This is a genomic window from Wolbachia endosymbiont (group A) of Udea olivalis (assembly GCF_964028365.1).
Classification (GTDB): Bacteria; Pseudomonadota; Alphaproteobacteria; order Rickettsiales; family Anaplasmataceae; genus Wolbachia; species Wolbachia pipientis.
This window is the reverse complement of sequence record NZ_OZ034773.1, coordinates 286506-304878: the sequence shown is the minus strand read 5'-3', so window position 1 is coordinate 304878 and position 18373 is coordinate 286506. Positions and strand designations below refer to the sequence as shown.

The following is an 18373-nucleotide window of genomic DNA, read 5'->3' as shown; positions in this document are numbered from 1 at the left end:
GCGTTAGACATATTTCAAATGTTAACTACTTACGAAATTATAGCTGAGCAGTGCTAAAATAAGGAGAAAAAAAAGGTGAGAATTACGCAAGCAGAATGGGCAAGGGAAAAAGGGTTTTCGAGGCAATATGTCTGTTCTTTAGTAAAAAAAGGAATAGTTGAGCTGGAAGATGGACTTATTGACCGAGAACAAGCAAATGAAGCGGTAGCAGCAATAAGAGATCCAAGTCAACCACTGAGGAGAAAAGAGCGCGGAGAAACACTTTCAACGATATTGCTAAAAACGCGAATAAAAAATGAAACCGAGCGTGGTAAACTTTTGGAAGCTAAAGTGAAAGCTGAAGTAGGCAAATTTGTGTCAATTGAAGAAGTAAAAACTGAAGCATTTAATGTAGCAAGAGTTGTTCGTAATAATTTGCTTAATATTCCAAATAGGGTTTCAGCACTACTTGCATCACTGAGTGACACTGAAAAGATTCATATGGCGCTAACCGAAGAGATTACAAACTCATTACAAGAATTATCTAATACTAAATTTCAAATATAAAAAGATTTTGAATATAAAATGGCTGATAACTTAAGTTTGGAGTTAATAAAGTGTCTCATTAATCAACCTGGATTAGATGTTAATGTCAGAGGATTAAATGGAAAGACACCACTACATTGCGCTATAGAATTTGACGAATTAAGCATGGTAGATCTGCTACTCACAAAAAAGAATATCAATCCTTTTGTTGAGGACAATGAAGGCAAAACCTCCTTAGATTATGCCAAAGAAGGTAAAAAAGCAGAAATATTACAAGCGCTAATTAATAACAAATACGGATCAGAACAAGATAACTTACTTCATTTAGCTGCAATGATAGGTGAAGTTAATGCAGTTAGATATTTGATAGGAAAAGGTGTTGACGTTAATGTACGAAATGCTCTGCATCATACGCCATTACATCTAGCAGCAGGCATAGGACATGCAGAAGTTGTAAAGATTTTGATAAGAGAAGGAAACGCTGAAATAGATGTCTTTGATGTACGAAATCAGACACCAATGCACTATGCAGTTAATAATAAAAAGTTGGAGATAGTAAAGTTACTGCTAAAGCTTGGAGCAGATGTAAATAGCGCGCGCATGGGACAAAATTCAATGAAATTGTCACCTATTCATATAGCTGTAAATAATACTAATTACGATGAAAGAGACTTATGTCTTGATATCCTCAAATGCTTAATAAAGGAGCCTAATGCTCAAGTGAATCTACAAGACTACGAAAATAAAACACCACTACATTACGCTGAAAGACTTAAAACAATAGAGGTCTTACTAACGCGAGAAGATATAGACCCTCTGGTAAAAGACGATAGCGGTAAAACACCATTTGATTACGCTAAAAATAGACCTGAAATAAAGAAGGCTTTGATGAACAATAAGTATGGTTATGAAAAGAATAGTCTACTCCATTTAGCTGTACAAACGGGAGAAATTGAGCTTGTAGATGCAATTTTAAAGGAAGAAATCGATATTGATATTGTAAATAATAAAGGTTTATCATCGATTTACCTTGCTGCGGAAAAAAGGCATTTACATGTAGTAAAGTTATTGCTGAAAAAAGGAGCAAATTATACACCTGTTTTACATTTAGCAATTAAATCAAACAATTTAGAGTTACTTAAAGTTTTATTTACTGAAAAAAATAGGGCATTGCTCTGCAGAGATACCGTTGTTAATTTTCCAACCCTTCATAATAAATATATAGCACAGAGAGAAATAGCAGATAAAAGGATGAAAAAACATAATAATATTATCTGCATCTGTATTACAGTCAGCGCAATAGCAGTAGCAGTGTATATAGGGTTAATAACAACAATAAGCAGTGTAATCATTTTTACAACAATAACAGGGGTATTTGCGCTTGTTATAGCAATAATGATAAGTGAGATGAGCAAAAGATATATAGAAAACGAATTTCAGAAAAAGATGTTTATGGAATTGGAGGAGTGTGGAGGAATAAACTCTACTGTTAACGATATTGAGATAGAACCAATTATGAGTAGATGCAGACAATGATATACGCTAGAGCTTTTTCTGAAGGTTTAAGACCAGATCCAGAGCTTAAAGTATCAGAGTGGGCGAATGAGTATCGAGTTTTAGCTCCAACTGCAGCATCAGAGCCAGGAAAATGGAGAACGGAAAGAACTCCTTATTTAAAAGAGATCATGGATTCATTATCTCCATCTTCACCTGCTGAAAAAGTAGTATTCATGAAAGGAGCGCAGATTGGAGGAACAGAAGCAGGTAACAATTGGATAGGCTATATTATAGATCAGACTCCTGGTCCAATGTTAGTTGTGCAGCCAACAGTTGAAATGGGAAAACGTTGGTCAAAGGGAAGATTTGCACCGTTAATAGAGAGTACGCCATGTTTAAAAAGTAAAGTAAAAGACCCAAGGTCAAGAGATTCAGGGAATACTGTACAAAGTAAGGAATTTCCAGGTGGAATAGTAGTAATAACTGGAGCAAACAGCAGTGTAGGACTGAGATCTATGCCAGTAAAGTATCTCTTTCTTGATGAGATTGATGCGTATCCAGGAGATTCAGGAGGAGAAGGAGATCCAGTACTGCTTAGTATTGCTCGAACTAATACATTTGCACGGCGAAAGATTTTTTTAGTATCAACGCCAACGATTCATGGAATAAGCAGAATTGAGAAGGAATTTGAAGCAACAGATAAGAGATATTTTTTTGTACCATGTCCACATTGTAATTACTATCAAGTTCTAAAGTGGTCACAAATAAAATGGGAAAATAACGATTCAAGAACAACACATTATGTCTGCGCTGAATGTAGCGGCAAAATAGAAAATCATCAAAAGACAGAGATGCTTGAGCGTGGAGAATGGAGGCCTACTAATAGAGTAAAAGGGGAGAAAAAAGGATTTCACCTTTCAAGTCTTTATAGTCCAGTTGGCTGGTATAGTTGGCAACAAGCAGTAGAGGACTTTCTCCATGCAAAGGAAAGTGAACAATTACTGAAAGTTTGGATAAATACCACTTTAGGAGAAACTTGGGTAGATAAAGGAGAAGTACCAGACTGGAAGCAATTATTCAACAGAAGAGAATTTTTTCCCGTAGGCACAGTACCAAAAGGTGAAGTGGTTTTGACAGCAGGAGTAGATGTTCAAAAAGATCGGTTAGAAGTAGAAGTTGTAGCATGGGGAAAAAGCCGTGAAAGTTGGTCAATAGACTACCGAGTATTTGAAGGAGATACAGGAAGTGGAGAAGTATGGGGAAAGCTTTCGGAGCTCCTCAATCATCATTTTATCGGTGAAAATGGGCTTGAATACATGATAAGCATGATGGCGGTTGATGCAGGGTATGCAACGCAGGAAGTTTACAACTGGGTGAGAAGTCATCAAGGCTCTGGAAGAGTAATGGCGGTGAAAGGTGTAAATAAAGCACTAGTGCCACTTAGCAGCCCAAGTAGAGTAGATATAACAGTTGGTGGTCAAAAGCTAAAGAGAGGAATAAAGCTCTGGCCAGTAGGAGTATCAATATTAAAGTCAGAGCTTTTTCAATTACTTAATATTTCAAAAGGAGAAGAAGGAAAAGCTCTACCTGGATATTGTCATTTTCCCGAGTATGCACCTGAATATTTTAAGCAGCTAACAGCAGAGCAATTAGTCAGCAAAGTGGTAAAAGGATACACCAAACAAGAGTGGCAAAAGGTAAGAGAAAGAAATGAAGTATTAGACTGTAGGATTTATGCAAGAGCTGCATCTATTGCGCTTGGAATCGATCGTTGGCCAGAGAGTAAATGGAATAGTTTAAGTGAAAAACCAGAAAGTAAAAAGCCTAAAAAAGTAAGACAGAGTAAGTGGCTTGGTAATCAAAATGTACAGTGAAAAATATTTAACTCAAGTTGAGAAAGCAATTCAAAAACTGCAAAGCGGAGAAAGAGTTGTCTCAATTGCATATGGTGACCATGTTGTGCGGTACGGGGAAGTTCAAATAAAGGATTTATTGGAGCTCAGGCAACGAATAAAAGCGGGGTTAAAAGTTGCAGGCATGAGGCCAAAGAGGAAAATTGTTTTTTCAACGAGTAAAGGAATTTTATAAATGCTGCTCAAAACCTTCAAGCAATTATTTAACAAACCAAAGATAAAAAGCTCTGCATGGGATGCAGCAGGCTCAGGAAGAAGATTTTTTCACTTTCAACCAGAGTTAGGAAGCATAAATAATTTACTTTCTCAAAGCCTTGGGCACTTACGTAGCCGCTCTCGGGATATGGTAAGAAAAAATCCATATGCAGCAAATATCATTGATACAATAGTAAGTAACTCTATTGGAACAGGAATAAAACCGCAATCAAAAGCAAAGAATGCAGAATTTAGAAAGAAAGTGCAAGAATTATGGCTAAGATGGACAGATGAAGCAGACAGTAGCGGGGTAAGTGATTTTTATGGATTACAAGCTCTAGTATGCAGAAGTATGATAGAGGGAGGAGAATGTTTTGTACGTTTAAGAACGAGAAAGCTGGAAGATAGATTTTCTGTACCATTACAACTGCAAGTACTTGAGTCTGAACACTTAGATAATAAAACAAATCAAACTTTAGCAAATGGTAATGTAATAAGAAACGGGATTGAGTTTAACAGGCTTGGGCAAAGAGAAGCATACTACCTATTTAAAGAACACCCTGGTGAAAGTATGTTTGGAGAATCAGTGAGAGTGCCAGCAAATGATGTTTTACATATTTATAGACCATTAAGACCTGGGCAAATCAGAGGGGAGCCTTGGCTTTCTAATATACTGCTGAAGCTTTATGAGCTTGATCAATATGATGATGCAGAGCTGGTGAGAAAGAAAACTGCAGCAATGTTTGCTGGATTTATTACGAGACTCGATCCAGAAGCAAATATCATGGGAGAAAGTGAAAGTAATGAGCAAGGAGTGGCACTATCAGGTTTAGAGCCAGGAACAATGCAGCTTTTAGACCCAGGAGAAGACATAAAATTTTCAGAACCGTCAGATGTTGGAGGAAGTTATGAAGCGTTTATAAGACAGCAACTCAGAGCAATAGCGATTGGTACAGGGATAACATATGAACAGCTAACAGGAGATTTAACAGGCGTTAATTATTCATCCATTCGAGCAGGATTGATAGAGTTTCGCAGGAGGTGCACGATGTTACAGCATAACATTATGGTATTTCAGTTTTGCCGTCCTGTATGGGATAGGTGGTTAGAGTTAGCACTACTTTCTGGAGAGCTAGACATAGGTGAAGAATGGACAAAGGGAAAAGAAGGAGCAAAAAAAGAAGTAAAATGGATACCACAGGGATTTGATTGGGTCGATCCGCTAAAAGATCAGCAAGCACAGCAAATGGCAGTAAGAAATGGATTTAAGAGTCGATCGGAAGTAGTATCAGAAATGGGTTACGATGTAGAAGAAATTGACCAAGAAATAGCAGAAGATCAAAGACGTGCAAGTGAACTGGGCTTAAGTTTTGATTCTGACGTTACGGCCAATCAAGAGGTACTATGAAACAACAATGGCTAAACAGATGTGTAATGGTAGAACCAAGGAGTTTTGAATTACTGTCACTACAAGCAGGAAAGCAGCCTATCTTTAAAAATATAAAACATGCAGTAAGAAATAGTGAAAGAGGAATAATACCGATACATGGAATCTTGACAAAAAAGTCAGAAACTTTTGATGGTTTACTGGGTATGACATCATATGAAAAAATTCATGAAGAGATAGAGAGCGCTTTAGAAGATAAAAGCATAGAGACGATTCTACTTGATATAGATAGCCCAGGAGGAGAAGTAAATGGAGTGTTTGACCTTGCTGATTTTATTTATGAATCAAGAGCAAAAAAGAGAATTATTGCAATAGCAAATGACGATGCGTATTCTGCTGCGTATGCAATTGCTTCTAGTGCTGAAAAGATTTTTCTCACCCGCACTTCAGGAGTTGGGAGTATAGGGGTAATCGCAAGTCATATAGATCAAAGTGGGTTTGATGAAAAACAGGGGATAAAATATACTACAGTATTTGCTGGAAGTAGAAAAAATGATTTAAATCCACATGAGCCAATAACTTCTGAGAGTTTAGAAAATCTAAAAAGCGAAGTGAATCGTTTATATGGAATGCTGGTTGAGCTAATAGCGCGGAATAGAAGCCTCTCTGTAGAGGCAATAAAAAATACTGAAGCAGAACTATATTTTGGCGAGAAAGCAATAGAGATGGGTCTTGCAGATGGAATGACAATTCTTTCATCTATTAATAAAAACAGGAGTATTACTATGAATGAACAAACTATAAATGACCTAGAAACTGATAATTTAACCAAGTATCGTACTGAAGTTCTTGAATTAATACGATTATGTAATATATCGAAGATGCCAGAAAAGATAGGAGAATTTATTGAGCAAAGCGTAAGTGTTGAGCAAGCAAGGGAGGTTTTAATGGAATTACTTGCAGAAAGAACGAAGAAGACAGAGATACTGAGTGCAGTACAACAGAATTCAGGAGAAGAATTGATGATGCAGGTAGCGAAAAGTCGTAGGAGTTAAAGTATTTTTATAACCGCCGTATATAGCATTGATAAAAGCGGCGGTAATCAGTTAAGGAGAGAAATTTATGAGTTGTATAAGCGAACAAAATAATCTGGGTGACTTATTAAAGTATGAGGTGTCAAGTCTATATTCAAGAGATCAGATAACAGTAGCCAAGGGACAAAATATTAAGCTTGGTGCAGTAGTTGCCAAAAAGACGGAAGATGGTCTTATTAGAGTACTTAATCCCGCTGGAACAGATGGCACACAAACAGCGATAGGTGTAATAGTAAGTGATGTAAATGCAATAGAAAATACTAAAGCGGTAATTATTACTCGTGTTGCAATGTTAGCAGATCATGCAGTGGTGTGGCCAGCAAATATCACTGAAGAACAGAAAGCTGAAGCAATAAAGCAACTTGAAGCACGAGGGATCATTATCCGCAAGGGAGTTTAACTAAAATTAATAAGGAGAAAAAGAATGCAAAATCCATTTACAAATCCAGCATTTAGTATGACGGCACTAACAAATGCGATGAATATATTGCCGATAAATTATGGACGTGTTGAAAATTTAAATTTATTTCCAAGTAGGTCAGTAAGATTTAGACATATTACCATAGAAGAGCAAAATGGAGTATTAAGTTTACTACCAACGCAAGTACCCGGAGCACCAGCAACAGTAGGAAAAAGAGGAAAAAGAAAGGTAAGAACATTTACGATTCCACATATTCCACATGATGATGTAGTGTTACCAGAAGAAGTACAGGGAATAAGAGCATTTGGATCAGAAAGTGAACTTAAAGCGCTGGCAGATGTAATAACTGACCATTTGCAGCTAATGAGAAATAAACATGCAATAACGTTGGAGCATTTGCGTATGGGAGCGCTGAAAGGAATAATTTTAGATGCTGATGGGTCAGAATTATTAAATTTGTACAACGAATTTGAAATAACACCAAAAGTAGTAAATTTTGCACTGGGAACAGCAACAACAGATGTCAAGCGTAAGTGTCTGGAAGTATTGAGGCACATAGAAGATAATCTAAGTGGTGAATATATGACAGGAATTCATGCTTTAGTAAGCCCTGAGTTTTTTGATGCACTTACTTCTCATACTAAAGTGAAAGAAGCATATGAGAGATGGCAAGAAGGAGCAGCGCTAAGAAATGATATGAGGTCAGGATTTGCGTTCTGTGGAATAACGTTTGAGGAATATAGAGGACAAGCAACTGATCCTGAAGGAACCGTGAGAAGATTTATTGACAAAGATACAGGGCACTGTTTTCCACTAGGAACAGCAAGCACATTTACAACATATTTTGCACCAGCAGACTTTAATGAGACAGTAAATACTCTTGGACAGCCACTATATGCAAAACAAGAGCCAAGAAGATTTGATAGAGGGACTGATTTGCATACGCAGTCAAACCCTCTGCCAATGTGCCACCGTCCAGCAATACTAGTCAAGATCGTTGCAACATAGGTAGAACAAATATAAAGCGGTGTGAGGCAGAAGAATGCTTTACCTCTTCTTAGCATATAAATGTTAGTATATAGCGGAGAAATGTGCAAGAGAATATTAAGAGATTATTTAAAGATTGTTTTGCTCATTTAGGAAAAGTAGCTTTGTATGAATCAAAGGATAAGTCATATATGGTACAAGTACTAAAGCAACAGCCAGATAAATTATACGAGATTGGTGAAGGACAATTTGTGGGAGAGATGCTTTTTCTTGAGGTAAGCGTTTTTGATGTACTCAGGCCAATGGTGGGAGATATTTTTGTTATTGATGGTTGTAAATATAAAGTATATTCTCCGCCACTGCGAGGTAATTCAGGAATAGTTTGGAATATAAACTGTACAGTACTTGGAGAGAAAGATGTTTAAAATTGAAGTTAATGAAAACATTGAGAGAATTACTCACGACATTGATGCTAACAAAGCTAAAGTAGAGTTGGCAGCGGTAAGAGCGCTAAACAAAACGGCACTATGGTTAAAATCTCAGGCTGTCCGAGAAATCAGTGAAGAAAAGCAAATTAGGCTGAAAGTAATTAGAAAAAGACTAAGAATCATCAAGTCAAGAAAAAGCACTTTGAAAGTTTTAATTAGAGCATATCTGTATGATATAAATATAAAACAAGCAAAAATAAGAACAGCATTTAATGATGAATTTATGGCAACAATGCCAAGAGGCTATCGTGGTATTTTTAAACGTGTAGGAAGAACAGCACTACCGATACAGGAGGTTAAACTACCACTTGAACCTGAGGCTTCAAGGATAATAGAAAATCTTGTTAATTATGAAGTTGAAAGGATATTTGAAAAATATTTTACACATGAGTTATTTTATGACGGCATTTTGGACTAATTTACATGAGGCAATTTGTAATACGCTAAAGGCAGAGATACCAGCAATTCAAACTTGTGAGGTTTATCCAGCAATCAGGAAAGAATTGATAGCACCAGCAGTATTTATAGAACTTAGTGGCTTTGAAAAAGGACATGATCCAGGAACAGAAGAATTAGCGCTGAGAGCAAAATTTGAAGCACGAATTGTGATTGATAGCACAATAGAAAATGCACCTATTATTGTCAGAGCATTGGCGGCAGAAGTAGCAAGAATGGTAAATAAAAACACTTGGAAAGTGGAAAAAATTTCACCAGGAGAATTTATCTCAGGAGGAGGAGATGATTTTAGGCCAGAGCTCGATGCATATTTAGTGTGGATGGTAGAGTGGGTGCATGAAGTACATCTTGGTGATTCAGTATGGGCAAAGAGTAGTATTCCGCCGAGTACTGTTTACATTGGGTTTACGCCTGATATTGGAGTTGCTAATAAGCATAAATATGTAAAGGTTGGCAAAAATGATGAATAGTTTTGAAGATGCGAACTTACTAATAAAACTTAATAACTTGATTAGAGTTGGCACAGTCGAAGAAGTAGGCTGTGGAACGGCTAAGGTACGTGTAAAAATGATAGGTAATATATTAACAGACTGGTTGCCATGGGTAACAGCAAGAGCTGGAGAAGACAGAAGTTGGTCTGCACCAAGTATTGGAGAACAGGTGATAGTACTTTCGCCATCTGGTGAAATTGCCAAAGGGATTGTCTTACCTGCAATTTATTATAAAAAATATCCTATTCCAGAAGGAAGTAAGGAAGAAGTAAGCGGTTTTGTTTTTAAAGATGGAACAGTTATTTACTATGACCGAAATGGTCGTAAGTTTACAATTTCTGTCAAAGAAGAAGGAGCTCTTGTTTTTGCAGTGAAAGAAACGCAAATGGAAGTAACTAGTAAGGAAGTTATTTTAAAAACGGGAAAATCAAGTTCAAATATAACTGATGAAAAGATTGTCTTACAGGTTGGGAACTCAAGTCTAGAGATTACTGAGAGTAGCATTAAGTTAAATGCGAAAAAAATAGATTTAAACTAGCCAGAGAAAAATGTTAGAGCTAATAATGATAAGGGTATTATGATTGGTGATATTGAGTATACCTCTCAAACATCAGAATTAAGTGGATATGAATCAGGATGTGAAGATGAGTCAAGAAGAGAGGAGGAAACAAGAGGTTCATTGTTAGGGCAAAAACGACTTTCAGAATCAGACAAAGATTTAAGTTTGGCAAAACAGGGAAAAGTTGTTCGTTTTGGTGATATGTGTAACCAACATGGAGATTATTTACAAAGCCCTGGCATAGGAGGAAGCAGTAATGTGTTTGTAAATGGTAGGCCTGTGCATCGTCAAGGAGATGAATGGTCACAACATGCATCAACAGACCCTTATAAACCACCACATACTAGTCAATCCCTTCTTGAGGGGTCAGATTCAGTGTTTGTAAATGGCAAAGCCATTGCTCGTACTGGTGACCTAATTTCCTGTGGAGCAGTGGCAGAACAAGGAAGCAATGATGTCTTTGCAGGGTAAGTGATATGCGTGGTATGAATTCTGAAACTGGTAAAACAATAAGTGGTATAGAGCATTTAAAACAATCAATAGTTGATATTTTAACTACACCAATTGGTGCTCGTGTTATGCGCCGAGATTATGGATCAAGGTTATTTGAGCTGATTGATCATCCAATTGTACCTGGTTTTGCACAAGAGCTTTATGCAGCAGTTGCAGAAGCATTAGAAAAGTGGGAGCGTCGATTTAAGCTTAAACGTGTACAAATAACAGAAATAAAAGAAGGTAAAGTAACTCTCATTTTAGAAGGAATCTATCTGCCAAATGGAAAGCCGATCCGCCTTGATGGTATTATAGTATAAGGTAGTAGGATGAAAACACCAAATATTGTCGAAACATTAAAATTTGAGGAAATCTTTTCGCGAATGAAAGAAGAGTTAGTGCGTCGGAATGCAAGTTTTTCTGCACTAACTGAGAGTGATCCAGCAATAAAGATACTGGAAGTAGCAGCCTGGCGTGAACTTTTGCTTAGGCAAAGGATTAATGATGCAGCACAGGCAAATTTACTTGCTTTTGCAAGAGGTAATGACCTTGATCACTTGGCTGAATTTTATGGTGTGCTGAGAAAGGAGTCAGAGAATGATGAATCCTTAAGGAAGCGGGTAAAAGCCAAAATTGTTGGTTGGTCAACAGCAGGGAGTAAAGAGCATTATCGCTATCATGCATTATCTGCTGACACGAGAGTAAAAGATGCGCAAGTGGTATCACCTATACCAGGAAGTGTACAGATTTCAATACTTTCCACAGAAAATGGTGGAGTACCTTCAGAAGAATTGCTAGAGATCGTCAGAAATCACGTTATTCGCGATGATATTCGTGTATTAACAGATACGCTTACAGTTATTGGCTGTGGTATTATTCCCATTACTATTCATGCTAAAGTGCATATTTACCCTACTGCATCAAAAGATGTTATCGAAGCTGCAAAGGAACAATTTATCAAAGGTCTTGAGTCTACTAAAGGTTTAGGGTGGAATGTAACCAGGTCCTGGATTATTGCTCATCTTTTTACAGAAGGTATACAAAATATAGAGCTTACAGAGCCAATAGAAGACATAATTGTACAAAATAATGAATGCGTTGCTTTAAGTGATTTAAGTGTTAGGTAAAAATTGGTGATACTTCCTCCAAATGCTTCAAAGCAAGAGCAAATACTTACAGACATAATTAATTATTCTCTTGATGCAAATTCTCTACGGGGATTTAAATTTAACCCACAGACTGAAATGTTGCCGTGGCTAGTAGCGGAATACGGCTTGGGAGAAATTTTATCCTGGGGTAAGAAAGCTACTAAGAGTGCATTAAAAGAATGGGTCTTAGCTAAGCAAAACGGAATAAGATTTCAACGTTTGCGCGGTACACCACAGTCACTGAAGATGGCGCTGAAATGGGCAAACATTGATAATATTACCATTCAAGAAGAACCACCAGGAGAGCATTTTGCTGAATTTCAAATTGGCATCTCTGATGTTCCTAATGACTTTTTTGTCGATAGTGTAATTGCTCTGGCAAAACTTTCTGCACCGGCAAGATCTCGATTAATGCGAATATTCAATGATTATTACAATGCTCAGCGGTTTATGTTAGATGAAAGTATTTTTGGAGATCTTCTTTCAGACTACTCGGGTGTAAGAATAGCAAAAGAAGGGCCAGTATTATCGTTTGGAAGAAAAAACTCATTTGAGCTAAAAATAGGAAATCCAAGATTTAAATTTAGCACTTTTAGATCACATTATGATAGAAGTTACAGTAATGATTTATATAGGTTGGATGTTGCAGTATTAGGAGAGACAGAGCCTCACACCAAGAATTACAACGGTATATATGAAAGAAGTCACGAGTGGTATAACTTAAAAGCACTATATCCTCTACCACAGGGTTTATTGCCAGAAATTAAGTTTGCTAAAGCGTTGATAGTATTATCAGATAGTTGGAATTTGGGAAATATCAATGCTTGTTTTGCACCAACTGCTTATAAAGAAATAGAGCATACATTTTACTTAAGTGAAGATAAACTCTCTGAGCAGATTTGGAATTTTCGACGTACACCAATTTTAGAGCGGTTTAGTATAACTTATTACTACGAAGCAAAGAGTTTTACTGATCAAAGAATAATAGAGTCTAATTTAAGGGAATATCATATTGATTGTCAAAATGACTCAGATTTAAAACAGAAAGATCCTATTCATGAGCTAGAAAATTACGTAGCAGTATTTTACCCAGGTATGGTCACTTGGCATGAACATCGCCACTTAAATCGCCCTTGGAAAAATTTTGAGCCCATTATTACAAAAAAATTGGACGTTTTTTCTACGAATCTTGTATATATATAATATCAATCACGCAATCAGACATGTCAATACTGACACAATCAGGCAGAGCAGCTATTGCTGCGAGCATAAAAGAGCAACCGATACATCTTGCTTGGGGATCTGGAGATTCTACCTGGGAAAGCAGCTACAAAGTTGAAAAAACTTTTGCAGCAGGCGGCAAGATAGGTTTAGATCACCACACTATTAAAGATGTAAAAGTTTGTACAGGGCAAACAATTTATCAGTCAAGCATAGATTATATAGTTGATAGTAGCTCAGGCACTATTGAGCGTGTAGAAAATGGTGCAATTATAGCAGATAGCGTAATCACTATAGAGTACACTCAAGACACACCACCGGAACTAATTACTTCTGCAACATTAATTAAGGAAGTTGGACGTCGTGTTGTTGATGAGATACTCTTCTGCAGCGGTGATGAGAATGGAGAGCTTTTGACTCCTTCTGGAAGGTTTAGGCCTTCTGATGTACCAACCAATAATCTTTTTCTCAAATTCACTTTCGATTTCACGGATGCAGCAAATCGAGTAATCAGAGAGCTAGGGGTTATGGTTGGTACTAAAGTAAAAAAAGAATTACCTGAAGGACAGAGATATTTTGAACCTCAAGATATAGAAGACCATGGAATCTTGCTGATTTTAGAACACACTGTACCACTTATCAGAACTGCTGCCACAAGAGAGACTTTTTCATTTGTTGTAACCTTTTAGAATAAAATGACTTTAAACACCTATTATAACCGCTTTAATCCTGACAAAGAATACGAAAAAAGCTTATTTCTTGCTGGAAGAGGTCTACAGTCTGCAGAATTAAACGAGACTCAGGAGTATGCTCTCTCTAAGCTTAAAGGCATAGGCGATGCAATATTTCGTGATGGTGATGTTATAATAGGAAGCAATTGTATTATAGATAGAGAAACTGGTAAAGTTACGCTTGAATCAGGAAAAATCTATCTTCGTGGAGCGGTTAGAAAAGTCGAAAAAGAAGAGTTTGTTATTCCACTGAGTACCACAGTGCGTATAGGTGTTTATTACGTAGAATCTACCATTACAGAACTTGAGGATGAAAACCTTCGTGATCCTGCTGTTGGTACACGTAACTATCAAGAAGTAGGGGCTGCAAGGCTTAAAGTTTCCACCACTTGGAGTTATCAAGCTGAGGGTGTGACTACTAATGCTTCAGGAGAATTTTATCCAATTTATAACATTGAAAATGGAGTATTGATAGAACATTCACCGCCACCACAAGCAAATATAGTAACTACTGCGCTTGCTCGTTATGACAAAGAGGCAAATGGTTCCTACGTTGTAAATGGCCTTGAAGTAATGTTCCTCCACAAAGAAGAAAAGGGAGAAGAAGGGGTAAAAAAAGGTAAAAAAGAAATATTTGTGATTAATGAGGGCAAAGCTCATGTTGATGGCTATGAGATTGAGCTACCTCACAGTATTCGTGTTTCTTTTGATGAAGATCCAGATATAAAAGCAGTTGAATCAGAACCACATACTTTTCAGCCAAATAGCCAAAGAGTAATGGAACTTAAAGTTAATGATTTTCCAATAAGTGAAATCAAAAAAGTAGATATCACTATTCAAAAAACCATTACTGTTACTCACGGTTCATATTCAGGAGCCACTGATCCAATACCTGACTCTGCGGTACTTGAAATTATTCAAATTAAACAAGGCAATGTTATTTATGAAAATAGTATAGACTATAAGTTAAATGCAGGAAATGTTGATTGGTCATTACCAGGTAAAGAGCCAGCTCCTGGAAGTAGTTATCAAATAACTTACCGCTGTCGTACTCATGTAAGCCCTGAAGATATAAGTGAACAGGGATGCAAAGTAAAAGGAGCAGTTGATAACAGCTTGGTTCTGATTGATTACACCTGGAAAATGCCCCGCTATGATTTAATTACTATCGATAGCAAAGGAGTAGTAAGGAGAATAAAAGGTATAGCTCACCCTTGGCGACCATCAATGCCTAAAGCACCTAGCGGACAACTTTTGCTCTGCTACATTCATCAGACATGGAAAAACGGAGAAAAAGAAGGGGTAAAAATAGTGAATAATGCTATTCATGCTGTACCGATGAATGAGCTTGAAGCAATGAAAAAAGGAATAAATGATCTTTATGCACTTGTTGCACAGGAGCGTTTACGCAATGATGCAAATTCAAGAGAACCTACCACCAAAAAAGGAGTATTTGTTGATTCATTCTTTGATGATGATATGCGTGATCAAGGAATTTCGCAGTCTGCAGCGATAGTAAACAAGGAATTAATTTTACCTATAGATGTGGAAATTATTGATGTTGAAAGAGGTAAAGAACCTCATTTGTTGCCGTATGAACTTGAGCCGGTACTAGAACAGCTCTTACAGACTAAAGGAGAAAGAATTAATCCGTATCAAGCTTTTGATCCAGTTCCGGCACAAATTACTCTAAATAAAAATATAGATCACTGGACGGAGGTTACCACGAATTGGAAAAGTCCAATAACCAGAGCATTTAATGTTAAAGAAACAACAGAGCTGATGTCAAGTACTTCATATGAAGCTGAATTTATGAGAGAAGCAGTACAGAATTTTGAAATTGAAGGTTTTGAGCCAGGTGAAAGGCTTAAGGAGGTAAAGTTTGATGGTGTTGTCATTCAGTCTACTGCATAAGAGGTAAAAAAATATGCTCACAACTAACAACCAGGGAAAATTAAAGGGAAAGATAAAAATCCCAGCAAATATTCCAGCAGGTACTAAATTAGTACAGTTTTATGGGGATAAAGGAAGCTATGGAGAAGCAACGTATACTGGTAAAAAAACAATTACCATAGAGGAAAGAAGAAGAGTTATCGCAGCAAGAAGAGTTGATCCTTTAGCGCAAACGTTTACTTTAAATGAAAGTAGGCACATAGGAGGTGTGGAGCTATGGTTTATAAATAAAGGCAAAAAACGTGTTGTTGTGCAGATTAGAGAAACAGCAGTGGGAATGCCCTCGCAGACTGTCATTGCTGAAAGTTATATTGAGCCAAAAGATATAAAGATAGATGGCACAGCAACACGTATCACTTGGTCGCCAGTGTTTTGCCATGCAGGAGAGGAGTATGCAATAGTTTTACTTACCGATGATTCAGAGACAACAGTCAAAATAGCAGAACTTGGCAAATATGATGCAGTAAATAGCCGTTGGGTAACAAGTCAGCCATATCAAGTAGGAGTATTACTTTCATCTAGCAATGCAAGCACCTGGACTCCACATCAAAATTTAGATTTAACGTTTCGACTACTAGCTGCAAAATTTAGCGAAAATTCTCACGTTATTGATCTTGGCAAAGTTACAGCAACCAATACTTCAGATTTAATTGTTTTGACAAACGTCGAAAAAGTAGCATTTGATACCAATGTAGAATTTATCTTAATAGATGAAGAGGGAAAAGAAAATTTTCTATCTGATAACTTGCCGCTCGCGCTGCGTGAAAGACTATCTGGAGAGTTAACAGTAAAGGCAAATTTAAAAGGGTCAAAAGAAAGAAGTCCTGTTCTCTATCCTGGGTTACAGCTAGTTCTAGGTAATCTTTCAGAGTCTGGAGATTATGTTACAAGAAGCATTACAGCAGGAGCTAACACTAAAATTACCATAACGTATGATGCGCTAATACCTGGCACTGCAGATGTAAAAGCATATGTAGAACAAAGCGCCAAAGGATGGCAATTAGTAAATTTAACATCAGGAAAACCAATAGGGGAAAATTGGGTAGAGAGAACTCATGTGCTATCAAACTTTAACGCCAATGAGACAAGGATAAAATTGGTTTTAAGTGGAACAGTTGTCTATCGGCCAAAAGTCAAAAATCTACGAATCATTGTCACGTAGCAGAATGTCAGATGATAAAACAAGCAGAGGATATCCTTTGCCACACCCAGAGAATATTGCAGTGGAAGATGTAGTACGTATTCGCAAAGCGATAGAAAAAATAGATGAAGATATGAGTGAGAGAGAAAATGAACTTAAGAGTAATTTTGAGCGGTTTAACTTTGAAACTTTTTTAAATTTTTGGGAATGAAAGAAGCAATATACCAAAGGATAAAGGATTTAGCAGCAAATAGCACACCTGATCAACTGGCATATCTTGCAAAATCGCTGGAGTTGATAGCAGATAAAAAAGCTATTGCTGACATTGTGCAGATGACTGAGGTAAAAGAGATAATTGATGCACTACAAAAGAGGCTTAAGGATTTAGCAGCAAATAGTACACCAGATCAGCTTGCATATCTTGCTAAAGCATTGGAATCAATAGTCGACAAAAGTGCAGTTTCTGAAATTGTACAGATGACTGATGGTAAGCTAAAAGAACTTCTTGATAGTGCAAAAAAACACCTAAATGATATAAACAGCAATAAAACAAACTCAATATCAGCAATAACTGCAGTAAAAACAGAGTCTGTTAATGAAATCAACAAGCTTAGGGATAATTCCTTAAATACTTTAAAAGCATCATCAGATTCACATATATCACTACTTGATACGAGAAAGAATGCCAATATTGCAGCAATAAATAGCATTAGTAATAGTCATAAAGATGGTCTTAAAGGTTTAGTAGAAGATTTTCGTGCTGTTAATAATGTACCATCTGGCTCATCAATTATTGGGGAAATAGAAACTCGTGATAACCAATTAAAAACATCCCTGATAAATGAGGTAAAAACTCGGGATGAACAGTTAAAAGTGTCTCTTATAAATGAAATAAGAAAGCGCAACATGGTTGAACCAGGGTCATTACCTTTCTTATTTGGTGTACTTGGCAGAAAAAATAATTATTTTGGCCACGGAACTTTTACGACAGAGCTTGGAAAGTGGAGTAGTGATATAACAAAAACTGACTATATGTTACAACTACTAGCAGGTAGCCATACGTACAATACAGATTACGTTAGTTTTTATCGGCCAAGACAACTAAGTTTTATAGAGGGAAGTAAAGGAACATTTATTTACGGAGAGTTATGCACAAAAAGTTTTTCTGGTAGTTATGATGAGATATACTATTACCCATATGCTGCACTTGGAGTAGTATTTATAAAAAATACAACGAATGTGAACATAAATAAAACAATAGAATTTGTTGGATCATCATACTCTAGTACGGAGTATGGGGGTGCAGGACTATTTGTGGGAACACCAGATAATACCAATTCTAATAAATCAAGAATTTCAAGAATAATATGGAAAAATGTTTACCAATACACGAGTTCTGATAGCAAGTTAGCTGGATCTGGTAATGTGGAAATTCCAGCAGGAAAAACAGTTGCAACATTACTTTACACATCATCTTACCTATGTTCCAGAATACAAGTCAGTCAAGGTATGCTTGCATCAAATTATGTATACAACTATGGTCAATTTATCCAGTGGGGAATACATAACATACGTAGCAATTTTCTAACCACAGGGCTTGAGGTGGATGTAGAGAGAACACTAAAGGCTTGGCAATGTCCAGGATTATCTGAAACTTATGAGCTCTGGAGGTAG

The 18373-nt window shown here is 36.8% G+C and carries 21 protein-coding genes; all 21 read left to right on the top strand.

Going from position 1 to position 18373, the window contains the following annotated elements; genetic code table 11:
* Positions 1-75 precede the first annotated feature (75 nt).
* Positions 76-546, top strand: coding sequence for a hypothetical protein (locus ABWU32_RS01405; RefSeq protein ID WP_341823924.1), 471 nt, complete (start codon positions 76-78; stop codon positions 544-546).
* A gap of 18 nt (positions 547-564) precedes the next feature.
* Positions 565-2061: an ankyrin repeat domain-containing protein gene (locus ABWU32_RS01400; protein WP_341823923.1), complete on the top strand. Its 1497-nt coding sequence runs from the start codon at positions 565-567 to the stop codon at positions 2059-2061.
* A complete protein-coding gene (locus ABWU32_RS01395) occupies positions 2058-3896 on the top strand; it encodes a phage terminase large subunit family protein (RefSeq protein WP_341823922.1) in 1839 nt (612 codons plus the stop codon). The genes ABWU32_RS01400 and ABWU32_RS01395 overlap by 4 nt, the downstream gene beginning before the upstream one ends.
* Entirely contained in the window at positions 3886-4110 is a 225-nt protein-coding gene (locus ABWU32_RS01390; protein ID WP_174516715.1) for a gpW family head-tail joining protein, read from the top strand. The genes ABWU32_RS01395 and ABWU32_RS01390 overlap by 11 nt, the downstream gene beginning before the upstream one ends.
* Positions 4111-5538 (top strand): phage portal protein, encoded by a 1428-nt coding sequence (locus ABWU32_RS01385; RefSeq protein WP_264376317.1) that lies wholly within the window; start codon positions 4111-4113, stop codon positions 5536-5538.
* Complete coding sequence (locus ABWU32_RS01380; protein ID WP_341823921.1) at positions 5535-6572, top strand: S49 family peptidase; 1038 nt, start codon at positions 5535-5537, stop codon at positions 6570-6572. The genes ABWU32_RS01385 and ABWU32_RS01380 overlap by 4 nt, the downstream gene beginning before the upstream one ends.
* 67 nt (positions 6573-6639) lie before the next feature.
* Complete coding sequence (locus ABWU32_RS01375) at positions 6640-7011, top strand: head decoration protein (protein WP_341823920.1); 372 nt, start codon at positions 6640-6642, stop codon at positions 7009-7011.
* Positions 7012-7035: 24 nt separating this feature from the next.
* Positions 7036-8040 (top strand): major capsid protein, encoded by a 1005-nt coding sequence (locus tag ABWU32_RS01370; RefSeq protein WP_341823919.1) that lies wholly within the window; start codon positions 7036-7038, stop codon positions 8038-8040.
* Positions 8041-8123: 83 nt separating this feature from the next.
* Positions 8124-8444 carry a hypothetical protein gene (locus ABWU32_RS01365; RefSeq protein WP_174516711.1) on the top strand — a complete coding sequence of 107 codons (321 nt, stop codon included), beginning with the start codon at positions 8124-8126 and terminating at the stop codon, positions 8442-8444.
* Positions 8437-8925, top strand: a complete 489-nt coding sequence (locus tag ABWU32_RS01360) for a phage tail protein (protein ID WP_164224822.1) — start codon at positions 8437-8439, stop codon at positions 8923-8925. Before ABWU32_RS01365 ends, ABWU32_RS01360 begins: the two co-directional genes overlap by 8 nt.
* On the top strand, positions 8906-9433 hold the full coding sequence (locus tag ABWU32_RS01355) for a hypothetical protein (RefSeq protein WP_341823918.1): 528 nt from the start codon (positions 8906-8908) through the stop codon (positions 9431-9433). The genes ABWU32_RS01360 and ABWU32_RS01355 overlap by 20 nt, the downstream gene beginning before the upstream one ends.
* Positions 9423-9992 carry a phage baseplate assembly protein V gene (locus ABWU32_RS01350; RefSeq protein WP_341823917.1) on the top strand — a complete coding sequence of 190 codons (570 nt, stop codon included), beginning with the start codon at positions 9423-9425 and terminating at the stop codon, positions 9990-9992. The genes ABWU32_RS01355 and ABWU32_RS01350 overlap by 11 nt, the downstream gene beginning before the upstream one ends.
* A 39-nt stretch (positions 9993-10031) precedes the next feature.
* Positions 10032-10484, top strand: coding sequence for a PAAR domain-containing protein (locus ABWU32_RS01345; protein ID WP_318010167.1), 453 nt, complete (start codon positions 10032-10034; stop codon positions 10482-10484).
* A 5-nt stretch (positions 10485-10489) separates the two neighbouring features.
* The gene (locus ABWU32_RS01340) at positions 10490-10825 is read left to right on the top strand and encodes a GPW/gp25 family protein (protein ID WP_015588498.1); all 336 of its coding nucleotides are present in this window, start codon (positions 10490-10492) and stop codon (positions 10823-10825) included.
* A 9-nt stretch (positions 10826-10834) separates the two neighbouring features.
* The gene (locus ABWU32_RS01335; protein ID WP_015588499.1) at positions 10835-11632 is read left to right on the top strand and encodes a baseplate J/gp47 family protein; all 798 of its coding nucleotides are present in this window, start codon (positions 10835-10837) and stop codon (positions 11630-11632) included.
* 6 nt (positions 11633-11638) lie between these two features.
* A complete protein-coding gene (locus tag ABWU32_RS01330) occupies positions 11639-12856 on the top strand; it encodes a phage tail protein (RefSeq protein ID WP_341824347.1) in 1218 nt (405 codons plus the stop codon).
* Between the two features lie 20 nt (positions 12857-12876).
* Entirely contained in the window at positions 12877-13563 is a 687-nt protein-coding gene (locus ABWU32_RS01325; protein WP_341823916.1) for a hypothetical protein, read from the top strand.
* A gap of 6 nt (positions 13564-13569) precedes the next feature.
* Positions 13570-15519, top strand: a complete 1950-nt coding sequence (locus ABWU32_RS01320; RefSeq protein ID WP_341823915.1) for a DUF4815 domain-containing protein — start codon at positions 13570-13572, stop codon at positions 15517-15519.
* Between the two features lie 13 nt (positions 15520-15532).
* Complete coding sequence (locus ABWU32_RS01315; protein ID WP_341823914.1) at positions 15533-16720, top strand: hypothetical protein; 1188 nt, start codon at positions 15533-15535, stop codon at positions 16718-16720.
* Positions 16721-16724: 4 nt separating this feature from the next.
* Positions 16725-16910 (top strand): hypothetical protein, encoded by a 186-nt coding sequence (locus tag ABWU32_RS01310; protein ID WP_015588504.1) that lies wholly within the window; start codon positions 16725-16727, stop codon positions 16908-16910.
* Positions 16907-18373: a hypothetical protein gene (locus ABWU32_RS01305; protein ID WP_341823913.1), complete on the top strand. Its 1467-nt coding sequence runs from the start codon at positions 16907-16909 to the stop codon at positions 18371-18373. Before ABWU32_RS01310 ends, ABWU32_RS01305 begins: the two co-directional genes overlap by 4 nt.

Excerpts from the sequence above, each read along its gene's own strand:
- ABWU32_RS01375 (WP_341823920.1), top strand. The coding sequence starts at position 6,640 with ATGAGTTGTATAAGCGAACAAAATAATCTGGGTGACTTATTAAAGTAT.
- ABWU32_RS01385 (WP_264376317.1), top strand. The coding sequence starts at position 4,111 with ATGCTGCTCAAAACCTTCAAGCAATTATTTAACAAACCAAAGATAAAA.
- ABWU32_RS01360 (WP_164224822.1), top strand. The coding sequence starts at position 8,437 with ATGTTTAAAATTGAAGTTAATGAAAACATTGAGAGAATTACTCACGAC.
- ABWU32_RS01340 (WP_015588498.1), top strand. The coding sequence starts at position 10,490 with ATGCGTGGTATGAATTCTGAAACTGGTAAAACAATAAGTGGTATAGAG.
- ABWU32_RS01380 (WP_341823921.1), top strand. The coding sequence starts at position 5,535 with ATGAAACAACAATGGCTAAACAGATGTGTAATGGTAGAACCAAGGAGT.
- ABWU32_RS01305 (WP_341823913.1), top strand. The coding sequence starts at position 16,907 with ATGAAAGAAGCAATATACCAAAGGATAAAGGATTTAGCAGCAAATAGC.
- ABWU32_RS01390 (WP_174516715.1), top strand. The coding sequence starts at position 3,886 with ATGTACAGTGAAAAATATTTAACTCAAGTTGAGAAAGCAATTCAAAAA.
- ABWU32_RS01345 (WP_318010167.1), top strand. The coding sequence starts at position 10,032 with ATGATTGGTGATATTGAGTATACCTCTCAAACATCAGAATTAAGTGGA.
- ABWU32_RS01325 (WP_341823916.1), top strand. The coding sequence starts at position 12,877 with ATGTCAATACTGACACAATCAGGCAGAGCAGCTATTGCTGCGAGCATA.
- ABWU32_RS01355 (WP_341823918.1), top strand. The coding sequence starts at position 8,906 with ATGACGGCATTTTGGACTAATTTACATGAGGCAATTTGTAATACGCTA.
- ABWU32_RS01350 (WP_341823917.1), top strand. The coding sequence starts at position 9,423 with ATGATGAATAGTTTTGAAGATGCGAACTTACTAATAAAACTTAATAAC.
- ABWU32_RS01395 (WP_341823922.1), top strand. The coding sequence starts at position 2,058 with ATGATATACGCTAGAGCTTTTTCTGAAGGTTTAAGACCAGATCCAGAG.
- ABWU32_RS01335 (WP_015588499.1), top strand. The coding sequence starts at position 10,835 with ATGAAAACACCAAATATTGTCGAAACATTAAAATTTGAGGAAATCTTT.
- ABWU32_RS01310 (WP_015588504.1), top strand. The coding sequence starts at position 16,725 with ATGTCAGATGATAAAACAAGCAGAGGATATCCTTTGCCACACCCAGAG.
- ABWU32_RS01400 (WP_341823923.1), top strand. The coding sequence starts at position 565 with ATGGCTGATAACTTAAGTTTGGAGTTAATAAAGTGTCTCATTAATCAA.
- ABWU32_RS01370 (WP_341823919.1), top strand. The coding sequence starts at position 7,036 with ATGCAAAATCCATTTACAAATCCAGCATTTAGTATGACGGCACTAACA.
- ABWU32_RS01315 (WP_341823914.1), top strand. The coding sequence starts at position 15,533 with ATGCTCACAACTAACAACCAGGGAAAATTAAAGGGAAAGATAAAAATC.
- ABWU32_RS01320 (WP_341823915.1), top strand. The coding sequence starts at position 13,570 with ATGACTTTAAACACCTATTATAACCGCTTTAATCCTGACAAAGAATAC.